This window comes from Bradyrhizobium sp. WCU1, assembly GCF_053474805.1.
This window is the reverse complement of sequence record NZ_CM130280.1, coordinates 7,252,299-7,266,342: the sequence shown is the minus strand read 5'-3', so window position 1 is coordinate 7,266,342 and position 14,044 is coordinate 7,252,299. Positions and strand designations below refer to the sequence as shown.

The window sequence follows — 14,044 nt, the reverse complement described above, 5'->3', positions numbered from 1 at the left end:
GCATCGATGCTCCGAAAACGGGCAAATGAATTTTATTCTGGCCTGGAGGCGGAGCCATGCAGACGATTTCCAGCGGCGTGACCGTAACTGTATCTTCCGGTACTGAATCCGGCGATACCGTCCTGACTGGCGGCACGCTGATCGTTGTGTCCGGCGGCAGCGCTACTGGAACGACTTTGTCCGGTGGCAACGAAGTGATTTCGAGCGGTAGTGTCGACAGCGGCGCCACGATCCTGTCCGGCGGCAGCCTGAATATCTCGAGCGGCGGTGGCAGCGTCTCGGCCACGGTGGATGCAGGCGGCATGCTCAACGTCTCCTCGGGCGGTGTGGCGTCGTCCATTGCCGTGTCGTCGGGCGGCACGCTGAACGTTGCCGGAACGGTGACAAGCCAGGTTACGGTCTATGCGAGCGGCCTGGTTGTGATCTCTTCCGGCGGCATCGAGACGGGCGCTCCGGGCAGCAACGAGACGATCGTGTCGGGTGGTACGGTCAGCGTGACCGCGGGCGGCCAGTTGTCCTACTTCACGGTCAGGAGCGGCGGCCTTGTCACGGCCGACTTTGGCGCGACGATCCACGACTTCGGCGTCAGCAATGGCGGCATCCTCAATCTCGCTGGCGCTCAGACCAGCAATTCGGAGGTCTTCTCCGGCGGCACGGAGAATATTTCTTCGGGTGGCAATGCGCAGAACTTCGATGTGTCGGGGGGCACGCTGAACGTGCTTTCTGGCGGCAACGCGCAGTCCTTTACGGTGTCGGGAGGCTCGCTCAATGTCCTCTCCGGAGGCACGGCCGAGTTCTTCACGTTGTCGTCCGGAGCCGCGGCCGGCGTCGCAGCTGGCGCCACCGTTCATGATCTTACTGTATCGAACGGGGCAACGCTCAGCCTTCTGGGTACGGTGACGAGCTCCGTATTCATTGCGGGCGGCGCCACATTGAACGTCTCTGCCGGCGGTGCCATCAACGGATCATTGGATTCGTCCGGCTTCCCAACGGTCAACGTCGTCGGCACAGTGAACGTGTCCGCAGGAGCCACCGTCAGCGACCTTGCTGTCGACGGCAGCGGCGCGCTGAACTTGCTGGCCGGCGCGTCCGCGCACGACATCAATGTGAATTCCGGCGGCCAATTCAATCTCGCGGGAAGCACGACGAGTAACATCAACATCCGCCAGGGCGGCCTGGAAACCGTTTCGTCCGGAGGTGCCGCGAACGGCGCCACTGTCTTCGGCGGCGGTGAGCTCGACGTCCTTTTCGGCGGGTCGGCAAACGCCACGATGGTCAACGGTGGTCTGCTGAAGCTGTTCTCAGGTGGGTCCCTGAGTGGCGTTTCGGTCACCAATTTCGGCGCCGTAGAACTGGTCAGCGGAGCGTCCGTTTCGCAGCTTTCCAACACCACTTTCGGTAGCGGCACCAACCTCGAGGTGGGGCCTGGCGCCGTCCTGAGCGGCTATTCGGTGGGTGTTGGCCCGATCCTCGACGTTTTGTCGGGCGGCTTAACCTCCGCCACCACCGTCACCACGAGTGGCACCGAGAGCGTGTTCGCGGGCGGCACGGCCCTGGGCAGCATCGTTGGCGATGGCGGCTTCATGCAGGTCGGCGTTCCGTCGTCGAGCCAGGGACTGGGTGGTTCGGCGGGCGGAACCGTCAGCAACACGTCCGTGTCGGGCGGTCAGCTCAGTGTGAATTCCGGTGGCCTCGCAGTGTCCACCACCATCGTCAACAACGGCGGCGCGCAAGTCACCTCGGGCGGTACAGTCTCCGGGACAACGATCTCCAACTCCGGCGGCATGACGGTGCTGAGCGGCGGCACGGCGGCCGATACGGCGGTGCTGAGCGGCGGCTACTTCCAGCTCGGCGTAGGACCGATCAGCGGTAGTCCCGGTTCAGCCGGTGGCAGCGCGACGGGCACGATCCTGTCCGGCGGATTCGAGGCCGTCTTTAGTGGTGGTGTCGATTCCGGCGCCACGATTCTGTTGCATGGCAACCAGGTAGTTTCCGCCGGTGGCTTCAGCATTGGCGCCGCGGTTTCAAGCGGAGGTGTTGAAAATGTTTCGTCTGGCGGCCAGACGTTCAACACCACGGCCTTCGGCGGCGGCGTCCTGAACGTTTCCGCCGGCGCGACGGCACACGACGTCACGCTATCGGGTGGCACGCTCAACCTTGGCGGCAAGATCACCAGCAATGTTGTTATTCTAGGTGGCGGCCACGAAATCGTCTCTGCAGGTGGTTCCGTCACCGGCGTCGCCGGTTCGGGCACCGTAATTTCCGGGCTGGTCGACGTTCTCTCTGGCGCGTCTTTCGAATATGCGACCGTCTTCAATGGCGGTGACCTGAATGTCTCGTCCGGTGCGACGGTAGACCATATCTCCGTCTCGAGCGGCGGCATCTTCAACGTCGGCGGCACGGTTTTGAGCAATGTCGCGGTGTTTGCCGGCGGCGTCGAAAACGTACTCTCCGGAGGGGTGGTCACCGGCGTGACCGGTTCCGGAACCGGAATTTCGGGCGGCACGGTGAACGTGTCGTCGGGAGGCGCGCTCGATCACGCGACCGTCAGCGGTGGCGGCGTGCTGAACGTTGCGTCTGGAGCTACGGCGCACAACATCGCGGTGTCGAGCGGTGGCGCGCTCAACGTTGCCGGCGCGGTGACGAGCAACGTCGCGGTCTTTGCCGGAGGCAATGAGATCGTGTCCTCTGGCGGCTCCACGGGGCCGGTCACGATCTCCGGCGGCACGGTCGAATTGCAGACCGGCAGCGTCGCGAGCGGCGGCATCACCTTCAGCGGTTCCGGCGGTCAACTGAAGATCGACGGCACCTCCCTGGCCGGCACCACCATCAGCAGTCTGGTGCTGGGCGACAGCATCGATCTGACAGGCCTCAATTTCGTATCGGGCGGCTCGGCGACCTTGGGGGCCGGCAACATCCTGCATGTCACCGAGGGGGCAACTTCCTTCGATCTGCAGCTTGATGCGCTTCCCGGCGTGCGGTTCAGCGTCAGCGCGGATTCTGGCACCGGAACGCTGGTCACGACACGTGCCGATGTCGCACCGGTCACGTCAGCGTCCAACATCCATGCAGGCTCTGGCCAGACCTCTGTGCTGGCGTCCAGCCTCTTCTCCGTGACGGACGCAGATGGCGATGCCATCACCCAATATGCGTTCTTGGACACACAAGGTCACGGCCACTGGGTCATCAACGGCGTCGTCCAGGCCACCAATGCCGAGATCGATGTTGCGGCGGCCAACCTGTCGCAGGTGAGCTACGTGTTTGGTCCGAGCGGCACGACCGACACCCTTTCCGTGCGGGCCAATGACGGCACGCTTTGGGGCGGCTGGACTCAATTTACGGCTAAGGCATCTGGCGACAGCGCGCCAACCGTGAGCGCAGTCAACGTGACGGCGACCCATGGCGAGACGTCGACGCTGGCCACGAGCCTGTTCACCGCCTCGGATTCGGACGGCGACACCATCACCCAATACGGGTTCTGGGACACCGGCGGCAACGGTCACTGGGTGGTGAACGGCGTCGCGCAGGCAGCCGGCACCAACATCGAGGTGTCGGCGGCGAACCTGTCGCAGGTGAGTTACGTGTTCGGGCCGTTCGGCTCGACGCCCGATACGCTCTGGGTGCGGGCCAATGACGGATTCGCGTGGGGCGCCTGGACGAGCTTCACCGCAACCCCGGGACCCGACCGCCCGCTGGTCGTGACGGCATCGAACGTCACGGCGACCCATGGCGAGACGTCGACGCTGGCCACGACCCTGTTCACGGCCTCGGATCCCGACGGCGACACCATCACCCAATACGCGTTCTGGGACACCGGCGGCAATGGTCACTGGGTGGTGAACGGTGTCGCGCAGGCAGCCGGCACCAACATCGAGGTGTCGGCGGCGAACCTGTCGCAGGTGAGTTACGTGTTCGGGCCGTTCGGCTCGACGCCCGATACGCTCTGGGTGCGGGCCAATGACGGATTCGCGTGGGGCGCCTGGACGAGCTTCACCGCAACCCCGGGACCCGACCGCCCGCCGGTCGTGACGGCATCGAACGTGACGGCGACCCATGGCGAGACGTCAACGCTGGCCACGACCCTGTTCACGGCCTCGGATCCTGACGGCGACACCATCACGCAATACGGGTTCTGGGACACCGGCGGCAATGGCCACTGGGTGGTGAACGGCGTCGCGCAGGCAGCCGGCACCAACATTGAGGTGTCGGCGGCGAACCTGTCGCAGGTGAGTTACGTGTTCGGGCCGTTCGGCTTGACGCCCGATACGCTCTGGGTGCGGGCGAACGACGGATTGGCGTGGGGCGCCTGGACGAGCTTCACTGCAACCCCGGGACCCGATCGCCCGCCGGTCGTGACGGCATCGAACGTGACGGCGACCCATGGCGAGACGTCGACGCTGGCCACGACCCTGTTCACGGCCTCGGATCCCGACGGCGACACCATCACCCAATACGGGTTCTGGGACACCGGCGGCAACGGCCACTGGGTGGTGAACGGTGTCGCACAGGCAGCCGGCACCGAGATCGACGTATCTGCGGCGAACCTGTCGCAGGTGAGTTACGTGTTCGGGCCGTTCGGCTCGACGCCCGATACGCTCTGGGTGCGTGCGAACGACGGATTGGCGTGGGGCGCCTGGACGGGCTTCACCGCGACACCGGGACCCGACCGCCCGCCGGTCGTGACGGCATCGAACGTGACGGCGACCCATGGCGAGACGTCGACGCTGGCCACGACCCTGTTCACGGCCTCGGATCCCGACGGCGACACCATCACCCAATACGCGTTCTGGGACACCGGCGGCAATGGCCACTGGGTGGTGAACGGTGTCGCACAGGCCGCCGGCACCGAGATCGACGTATCTGCGGCGAACCTGTCGCAGGTGAGTTATGTGTTCGGGCCGACCGGCTCGACGCCCGATACGCTCTGGGTGCGTGCGAACGACGGATTGGCGTGGGGCGCCTGGACGGGCTTCACCGCAACCCCGGGGCCCGACAGCCCGCCGGTCGTGACGGCATCGAACGCGACCGGGCTTCACGACCATTCGGTCGCGGCCACGACCCTGTTCACGGCCTCGGATCCCGACGGCGACGCTATCACCCAATACGGGCTCTGGGACACCGGCGGCAACGGTCACTGGGTGGTGAACGGTGTCGCACAGGCAGCCGGCACCAACATCAACGTGTCGGCGGCGAACCTGTCGCAGGTGAGTTACGTGTTCGGTCCCGGCGGCTCGCCGTCGGATACACTCTGGGTGCGGGCCAATGACGGCATCGCGTGGGGAGCGTGGACGAGCTTCACGGCGACCGCAACCAACCAGGTGCCGACGGTGTCGGCCTCGAACGTGGTGACGGTCTCCGGCCAGACCTTCGCCGCATCGAACCTGTTCAGCGCGACGGACGCGGATGGCGATACCATAACGAAATATGCGTTGTGGGATTCCAACACGAACGGGGCCTGGATCGTCAACAGCGTAACGCAGCAGGCAAGTGCCGAGATCGATATCACGGCGGCGCAACTATCCCAGACGACCTATCAGGCCGGCCCGGGCAACGATCTACTCTGGGTCCGGGCCAATGACGGCATCGCGTGGGGGGCCTGGCAGCCATTCAACGTGACGGGGGAGAGCTCCAGCAATGCGACCATCGCATCGGGTGCCACGCTGGAATTGCCGGGGGCTTCGAACGCCACCGTGTTGTTCCAGAGCTCGACAGGAACGCTGAAGCTCGACAATTCGGCGAGCTTTAGCGGCACCGTCGCCGGCATGACGGGTTCGGACGCGATCGATTTCGCGAACATCAGTTTCGCGAATGTTCACACGCCGACCTTCAGCGGAAACACCACGCGGGGAACGCTCACGGTGACGGACGGCACCGTCACGGCAAGTGTTGCGCTGCTTGGCAACTATATGGCGTCCACATTCACGGCATCGAGTGATGGCCATGGCGGTACCCTGGTTGTCGATCCGCCGGCGACGCAGGTCAGTCAGCTGGCGCAGCCACAGCACGCATGAGGGCTTGAAGACGAGGCGTGCGGAGCCGCCACCGAGATAAGGTGGCTTCGCATGCAGGCGATGCCCGCGCAGCGATCGCGGCAACTGGTACGCGCCATGGAGCTTGTTACGAGGCCGCGCGCTCCGGCGTCCCGAACAAGCGGCCAAGCAGCGACATCGTTGAATCGCCCGGCAGCAGCGTTGCGACGCTGACGGCGGGCTCGGCTCTGACGTCGCGGCGGCCGTTCTGGGTATGGCGCATCACGCTCGCCAATCGCCGCGTGATCGCCTGCGCGTTGCGCAAATCGGTGCCGGCGAATGCCACGACGAGCGAGCGGTCGTCATAGACGGCACCGAAATCGGCCTGGCGCATCAGCCGGCTGATGATCCGCGCGCCGTCGAATTGCGCGCGGGGTTGCACGTTGTCGAAGGTGAAGCGCGCCACCGAGAGCGCGCCGCCGCGCTCGGCGGTGTGGTAGACGGCGGTCGCGAAATCGCGCTCGAACGCGGCCTTGGTCAGCAGTCCGGTGCGGGGATCGATCAGGCCCTTGGCGTCGATCGCCTTGAGCATGCGGCCGAGCCGCGCCTCGAAGGCATGCTGCCGGATCATCGGCAACGCCATGTCGGCGACCCGCGTCGGCCCGGCCGTGACGATCTCGAGATTGGGCAGTTCGTAACGCGGCGTCAGCTCGCCCGAGGTGACGATCACCGGCAGCGGGCGGAAGCGGACATCCTCGGTCAAAACAGTCAGGAAAGCGTCCATCACCCGCGGCGTGAATCCCTCGGCCAGCACGATGCCGTCGATGTCGCGGTTGGACAGATGCTTGGCCGCGGCCTCGATGCTGAGCGCGCCGACCACGCCGGCCCGTTCGCCGAGCGCGACCGACAGCGTCGGGTAGGCGCCGCCGCGACCGATCAGCAGCGTGGTGGCTTCGCCGACCGGATCGATATCCGTCAGTGCGACCGGGGCCGGCGGCACCAGCCGACGCATCACGGTCGCATGCAGCGCGCGAACGCGCAGGCTCGCATTGAGCCGGGCCACCAGGCGATCCGGCAGGCCCTTCTTCTGGAAGAACGCGATCACGGTGTCGGGCAGGGTGGTCGCGGGATCGACCGCGATCAGCGGCAGGTAGGGCGCGCGGGCGGCGGCGCGCTTGGCAAGCCCCGACAGGGTGACGAAGTCGACGCCCTCGGCGGCCGCGATGATCGCGGCCGGCTTGACCTGCTCGATGGCGCGCCCGACCTCGTTCCAGTCGGTGACCACGACCGGAAACAGCTTGGTTTCATCGAGGACCGTGGCAAACGGCGGCTTTGCCGATGCCGAGACGATGAGAACCGGACCTTGTTGAGACATTCGAACGCTCGAAACCAATGCTTAAGAACAGCAACGGCTGCGATGCTAGTTGGCTTGGCTTAATGCGGCGTCAACACAATGCTAAGACTAACGCAATGATAAGATTTTAAGGCATTCCGGTGCCGCTGCGGTCGCGAAATGCTTCGACCATCAACGGGTTAAGCCCAAGTTCTGTCAGGGCGTCGCGGGCCCGCGCATTGTCCTGCGCCCGTCCGGCCAGGCGGTGGCCGCTGAGGCGGTCCGGCAAAGCCGTCAACAGCGCGCCCTGGCCGAGCCGGCGCGACCATTCCTGCAACTCCTCGGCCAGGAAGCGGTAGCCGCCGACCGTCATGACCCCCGACGGCGGGGCGGTGATGTTGATGGCGCCGGTCGTGCGGTCGAGCCGGGCGGCATATTCGGTGTCGACGTAATCCCGTGGCGCCGGCGCGATCAGGCTTTCGGCCGGCGGCGACGAAGGCGCATAGGCCGCGACCGGCACCATCGGGCCGCGCAGGCCGAGCGTGCCCTTCGGGGTCAGCAGGACCTCGCCGGCGATCGATGCGCTGGGAGCTTCACGTGGCGCGCTGTGCGGACCGGGCTTGATCGGGGCCGGCGATCCGTCCTCGCCGGTACGGCGGGCGCCGAACAGCCCGGCCTCGCCGAACAGATAGACGTCGGTCATGGTCACCCGCCGCGAGATCCAGTGCGCGCTGGAGGCAACCTGCTCCGGCATCCGCCACAGACCGATCACGTTGCGCAGGCTGGGCAGCCGCTCCGACAGGCCGCGCTCGTCGAGCCGCAGCGCGAGCTGCGCCGGCGCGATCAGCGTGTCGCAGGCGTGATCGTTGAACTGGGCCTCGAACGCGTCCTCGTCGAACGGGTGATGCATGACGAGCGTTCCGCCGGACAGCAGCCAGGTCACCAGCGACGAGCAGATGCCGGCAAACGACATCGGCGCAAACGCCGACATGATGGTCGCGCCCTGCGCCAGGTCGCTCTCGAGCGACATCGCGAGCCCGCCGGCGATCAGGCTGAAATGCGCGCGCGGCACCGGACGAAAGCCATCGCTGGTAACGTCGAAGGAGATCAGCGCCGGCTTGCGGCCGTCCTGGATCATCGGGCGCGAGGTCCGGGAGTCCTCGAGAATGGCCTGATCGAGCGACGACATGCCTTCGGGCAGATCGGTCCCGAAGCCGCAGACATGGCGGATCGAGAACGCCTCGGCCGCAGCGTTCATGGCGAGGTCGGCGTAGGAGATGCCGTCAATCCTGCTGCATGTCACGATCGCCCGCGCCGCGGTGCGGTTGAGCACGGAGGTCAGCTCGGCCTGCCGCCACAGCAGCGGCAACGGCACCACCACGAGGCCGACCCGATGGGCGGCGAGCACCGTCAAGACAAATTCGATCGTGCCGGGAAGCTGAACCGCGATCACTGTATTGGCCGGCAATCCGATCTCGACGAAATGGGCGGCGATCGCCGAGATCGCGCGGTCGGCCTGCGCATAGGTCAGGCGCTTGCGGGTCTGTCCGGTGACGCGTTGCTTGTTGAGCGGGTCGACCAGCGCCAGCGCCTCGGGCTGCCGCGCCAGGGTGCGCTTGAACAGCGTATCGAGGGTGGGCGAGGTGATCGACTGGTTCACAGGTTCAACGTCGGTTGCATCGCTTCGATCGGACCAGGTCATGCCGCGTCGGGGCGCATCACCTGATCGATTGCTTGGCAGAACACTTTGGCAGATTACTTGGCAGACTATCTTGGCAGACTATTTGGATTCCGCGCCGGGCTTCTCCCACCAAGTCTCCGGCAGGTAGCCCGTCAGCGCCGTGGTCGAAGGCCGTTCTATCCGATTCCAGCGCGCGATCCATTGCTCTCCCAAGTTAAATAGGGGGATAGCGTAGAAGCCCGACGTCAGGGCCCGGTCCAGCGCCCGCACCGCCGAGACGAAGGCCGGCCGCTCCCGCGCCGCCAGCAGGGCGGCAATCGTGGCGTCGATGGCCGGATCCCTGGCGCCCATGTAGTTGCGGGTGCCCGGCACGTCGGCCGCCTGGCTGCCCCAGTAGAACCACTGCTCGTTGCCTGGCGACAGCGACTGGTCCCAGCGAACAGGGACCATGTCGAAATCAAAGGCAACCCGGCGCTGCTCGAACTGCACCGCATCGACCACCCGCACCGCGGCGTCGATGCCGGCGCGCTTCAGGTCGCGCTGGTAGGCGAGGGCGATCCGCTCATGCTCGCGTGTCGTCACCAGGATCTCGATCCGCAGCGGCGTTCCGGTCGAGCGCTGCTTCAGCACGGTGCCGTCGAGCGCGTAGCCGGCCTCGGACAACAGCGCGAGCGCGTTGCGAAGGATGGTGCGGTCGCGGCCTGAGCCGTCGGTGGCGGGCAGGCGATAGCGGCCATCGAGGATGTCGGGCGGGATGTGCGACGAATACGGCTTGAGCAGTTCGCGCTCGCGGTCGTCGGCGGGGCGGCCATAGGCGGACAATTCCGAGCCCGCGAAATAGCCGCCGGCGCGCGAATAGAGTCCGAAATAGTAATTGTGGTTGATCCATTCGAAGTCGAACAGCATCAGCAGTGCCTGGCGCACTTTGACGTCGGCAAATTTCGGCCGCCTGGTGTTGAACACCAGGAATTCGGACGGTTGCGGCGTGCCGATCTTGATGGCCTCGCGGATCACCTCACCGCGTTTCGCTGCGGGGAAATCGTAGCCATCGTGCCAGCGCAGCGGTTCGGGCTCGGTCCTGAAGTCATAGAGGCCACGCTTGAATGCCTCGAACTGGCCGTTGGCGTCGCGGTAATAGTCGAGCCTGATCTCGTCGAAATTCCACAGGCCGCGGTTCACCGGCAGGTCGCGTCCCCAGTAATCGGGATTGCGGGTGAAGGTCACGCTGGTGCCGGGCTTGACCGCCGTCACGCGATACGGGCCCGAGCCGATCGGCGGCGCCAGGGTGGTCTCCTCGAACCTGGAGACGTCGGTGGCATGACGCGGCAGGATCGGCATCAGGCCCAGAATCATCGGCAATTCGCGATCCGCGACACCGCCGAAATCGAATCGCACCGTGAGCGGGTCGAGCACCTCGGTCTTTGCGACTTTCGAATAATACTGGTGATGCAGCGGACGGCCGTGATCGCGCAGCAACTCGAGCGAGAACACCACGTCGTCGGCGGTGACCTCGCGTCCGTCGGAGAAGCGTGCCCGCGGGTCGATATGGAATGTCACATAGCTTCTGGCATCGTCGGTCTCGACGCTGCGGGCAAGCAGGCCGTAGAGCGTGAACGGCTCGTCATTGTTCCGCACCAGCAGGCTTTCGTAGACATAGCCGCGCTCATAGGCGTAGCCCCTCAGCTGCTGCACGGCGAGGCCCCGGACGATCAACGGATTGAGGCTGTCGAAGGTGCCTTCTCGCGGGCTCAGGACCAGCCGACCGCCCTTCGGGGCGTCCGGATTGGCATAGGGCAAATGGGTGAAGTCGGCCGCCAGCGCGGGGGCGCCGTGCATCGCGATCGCGCGGCTCTCGGCGGCCAATGTCGGGGCAGGTGCGCCCGTCAGCAGTGCCGTGACGAATGCCAGGACGAATGCCAAGACGAGCGGGACGGCGGCCGATGCGACGCGCCCAACGTGCCCGGGAACACGTGCGTGAGGCGCCGGATTTGATTCGCGAAACGTCACGACCGAGGTTTATCACAGGCCGCTGAAACTCGTCGTCACATAGGCGCAAATGCGGTTGTCGGCATTGATCTTTCCGCGCGCCGCTGTATTGAAGGCGTGCAATTCGAAGGCGGGAACGCCTGTCACGTATCCGCCTCAATTGACTAGGAGACAGCCGCGGGAGCAGCTGTGTTTCGCGGCTATGTGTCGGCGCCTGCAGCGGTTTCGGGTGCTGCCGTTCAGAAAGGGTTTTCCGCAATGAATTTCCGTATCTTGGCCGCCCCGGTCCGGCCGCATGGGCGAGTTGTTGCCCTGATGGCGGCGACGGCATTCTCTGCAGCGCTCCTGGTTCCTGCCGCGCAGGCCCAGCAGCCGGCAGCGCCGGCGCCCGCGGCACCGAAGGCCGCGCCCAAGGCGGCACCCAAGGCAGCTCCGAAGGCGGCTCCGGCAGCCCCGGCGCCCGCAGCCCAGGCACCGGCCGCAGCAGGTGCGCCGCCCGCCGCGGCCGCCGGCCAGCAGCCCGCCCAGGATCAGCAGATCCAGCTCATCTACGCCCCCTGGACCAAGTTCTGCCTGAAGGGCCAGGAAGCCAACGCCAAGCAGGTGTGCTTCACCGGCAAGGACGGCCGCATCGAGTCCGGCCAGCCTGTGATCGCCGCCGTGATCATCGAGCCGGAAGGCGAGCCGAAGAAGATCCTGCGCGTCACGCTGCCGCTCGGCATGCAGCTCGTGCACGGCACCCGCGTCATCGTCGACGGTAACCCGCCGCAGCAGGCGCCCTACGTGATCTGCTTCCAGAACGGCTGCATGTCCGACTATGAAGCAACCCCCGAGCTGATCGCCAACATGAAGAAGGGCCAGAACCTCGTGGTCCAGGCGATCAATTCGAACGGCGCGCCGCTGACGCTGCCGCTGCCGCTCAACACCGAATTCGCCAAGGCGTTCGACGGCCCGCCGACCGATCCGAAGGTGTTCGAGGAAAACTCGAAGAAGCTGCAGGAAGAGTTGCAGAAGCGTGCCGAAGAGCAGCGCAAGAAGCTGGAAGGCGCGGGCGCTGCCGGTGCGACGCCGGCTCCAGCCAACCCGGCGGCCAAGTAAGCGTTCAAGCGCTCACGCCGTCGCGAGATCATCGCAAATCAAAAGGCGCCCGGAAGGGCGCCTTTTTTGTCATGCGATACGGACTGGCTGATGGCAGCCTGCTGCGGTGGTGATTGCGCAGGTGGTGTGCGATGGTCACTCAAGGCAAATCGATCGCGCCAAGCCGCATCGCGGTTGCCTTGTCCGGACAAATCCTCGGGCGTCGAAGCACAATCATAAATCCGTCACGGGAGGCCAGACGAACGCGCGGAATGCGCGCTTTCGATGCGCCAAAGCGCGCGTGGTTCTCCCGCGGACCCTGGCCGCCGTTCGCAGTCATGGAAGTCGCCAATGTCCCAGCAAGTCAGCAAGCAGCGGCGGGAACCGCTCTCCCGGCCGAGGAACGAGGCTTTGCAGGCGGGCAGCCGGGCTTCGGCCGATGGCCGCGTCGACCAGGACAATGTTCCCGGCGCGTTTCATCCGGGCATCGTCCACCTCGCGCTGGCGATGGGCGGCTTCGCGATCGGCATCGCCGAATTCGCGACCATGAGCCTGCTGCCGTTTTTCGCCCACGACCTGCATGTCAGCGAGCCGCAGGCGGGCCAGGCGATCAGCGCCTACGCGCTCGGCGTCGTGGTGGGCGCGCCTGTCATCGCCGTGCTGTCGGCGCGCATGACGCGGCGGACGCTGCTGATAGCGCTGATGGGCTTCTTCGCGCTGATGAACGGCCTGTCGGGGCTCGCGCCCGACTATCACACCATGCTGGTGCTGCGCTTCCTCGCCGGGCTGCCGCATGGCGCCTATTTCGGCATCGCCATGCTGGTCGCGGCCTCGCTGGTGCCGACGGACAAGCGCACGGCGGCGGTCGGCCGCGTCCTGCTCGGCCTCACCATTGCGACGACGATCGGCGTGCCGCTCGCCAACGGGGTGGGGCAGGCGATCGGCTGGCGCTGGGCGTTTGCGATCGTCGCGGGCCTCGCGCTGCTCACCGCCATCCTGGTTCTGCTGTTCGCGCCGCGCGACGTCGCCAACAGCAATGCGAGCCCGCTGCGCGAGCTGTCCGCGCTCGGGCGCAAGCATGTCTGGCTGACGCTGGCGATCGGCGCGATCGGCTTCGGCGGGCTATTCTCGGTCTACACCTATCTCGCCTCGACCATGCTGGCGGTGACGCACACCTCGCCGGCGCTGGTGCCGGTGACGCTCTGCGTGTTCGGTGCCGGCCTGACCGCCGGCAACATCATCGTGCCGCGCTTTGCCGACCGTGCGCTGATGGCGACCGCGGGCGGGCTGTTGCTGTGGTCGGCGGCCACGCTGGCGCTGTATCCGCTGGCGGCACTGAATTTCTGGACGCTGAGTGCGGACGTCTTCCTGATCGGACTCGGCGGCGCGCTCGCCACCGTGTTGCAGACCCGCCTGATGGACGTCGCGGGCGAGGCGCAGAGCCTCGCTGCATCGCTCAACCATTCCGCATTCAACACCGCAAACGCGCTGGGGCCGTGGCTCGGCGGAATGGCGGTTGCGGCCGGCTACGGCTGGACCTCGACCGGGCTGGTCGGCGCCGGATTGGCGCTGGCGGGGTTCGTGGTCTGGGCGGTCGCGGCAGCGCTGGCCAAACGTGACGGGATATGACGCGGCCGGCCGAGCCGCGGTGCGGCGGGTCAGTTCAGCGACGGATTGCGCGGGCGGTAGCCGCCCGACTTGTCCTTGATGAAGATCTCCGCGACCTGCGAGTGCCGGATCGGTTCGCCGGACTCGTCGGGCAGCAGGTTCTGCTCGGAGACATAGGCGACGTATTCGGTCTCCGAGTTCTCCGCGAGCAGATGGTAGAACGGCTGGTCCTTGTGCGGCCGCATGTCCTCGGGAATCGACAGCCACCATTCCTCGGTGTTGTTGAACTCCGGGTCGATATCAAAAATCACGCCCCGGAAGGAGAACACCCGGTGACGGACGATCTGCCCGATCTGGAATTTGGCGGTGCGCGCTTTGATCATGGTTCGT

At 66.0% G+C, this 14,044-nt stretch carries 7 protein-coding genes; 3 read left to right on the top strand and 4 right to left on the bottom strand.

All coding sequences use genetic code 11. The features are described 5' to 3' along the window. The first annotated feature begins 56 nt into the window (after nucleotides 1-56). A complete protein-coding gene (locus tag ACTUWL_RS34035) occupies nucleotides 57-6,011 on the top strand; it encodes a hypothetical protein (RefSeq protein WP_106939914.1) in 5,955 nt (1,984 codons plus the stop codon). 106 nt (nucleotides 6,012-6,117) lie between these two features. On the opposite strand, the gene ACTUWL_RS34030 is transcribed toward ACTUWL_RS34035, so the two are convergent. From ACTUWL_RS34030 to ACTUWL_RS34020, 3 genes are all read right to left on the bottom strand, one after another. Continuing rightward, nucleotides 6,118-7,344 carry a hypothetical protein gene (locus tag ACTUWL_RS34030; protein ID WP_021081548.1) on the bottom strand — a complete coding sequence of 409 codons (1,227 nt, stop codon included), beginning with the start codon at nucleotides 7,342-7,344 and terminating at the stop codon, nucleotides 6,118-6,120. A 106-nt stretch (nucleotides 7,345-7,450) separates the two neighbouring features. Continuing rightward, a complete protein-coding gene (locus ACTUWL_RS34025) occupies nucleotides 7,451-8,962 on the bottom strand; it encodes an AMP-binding protein (RefSeq protein ID WP_035653072.1) in 1,512 nt (503 codons plus the stop codon). Nucleotides 8,963-9,082: 120 nt separating this feature from the next. Then, nucleotides 9,083-10,819 (bottom strand): extracellular solute-binding protein, encoded by a 1,737-nt coding sequence (locus ACTUWL_RS34020; protein WP_021081546.1) that lies wholly within the window; start codon nucleotides 10,817-10,819, stop codon nucleotides 9,083-9,085. A gap of 408 nt (nucleotides 10,820-11,227) precedes the next feature. On the opposite strand from ACTUWL_RS34020, the gene ACTUWL_RS34015 reads away from it, so the two are divergent. Then, on the top strand, nucleotides 11,228-12,067 hold the full coding sequence (locus ACTUWL_RS34015) for an invasion associated locus B family protein (protein WP_021081545.1): 840 nt from the start codon (nucleotides 11,228-11,230) through the stop codon (nucleotides 12,065-12,067). Between the two features lie 330 nt (nucleotides 12,068-12,397). After that, nucleotides 12,398-13,675, top strand: a complete 1,278-nt coding sequence (locus ACTUWL_RS34010; protein WP_021081544.1) for an MFS transporter — start codon at nucleotides 12,398-12,400, stop codon at nucleotides 13,673-13,675. 29 nt (nucleotides 13,676-13,704) lie between these two features. Here the strand turns inward: ACTUWL_RS34010 and hspQ are convergent, their stop codons facing one another. Then, on the bottom strand, nucleotides 13,705-14,037 hold the full coding sequence (hspQ, locus tag ACTUWL_RS34005; protein WP_021081543.1) for a heat shock protein HspQ: 333 nt from the start codon (nucleotides 14,035-14,037) through the stop codon (nucleotides 13,705-13,707). Between the last annotated feature and the right edge of the window lie 7 nt (nucleotides 14,038-14,044).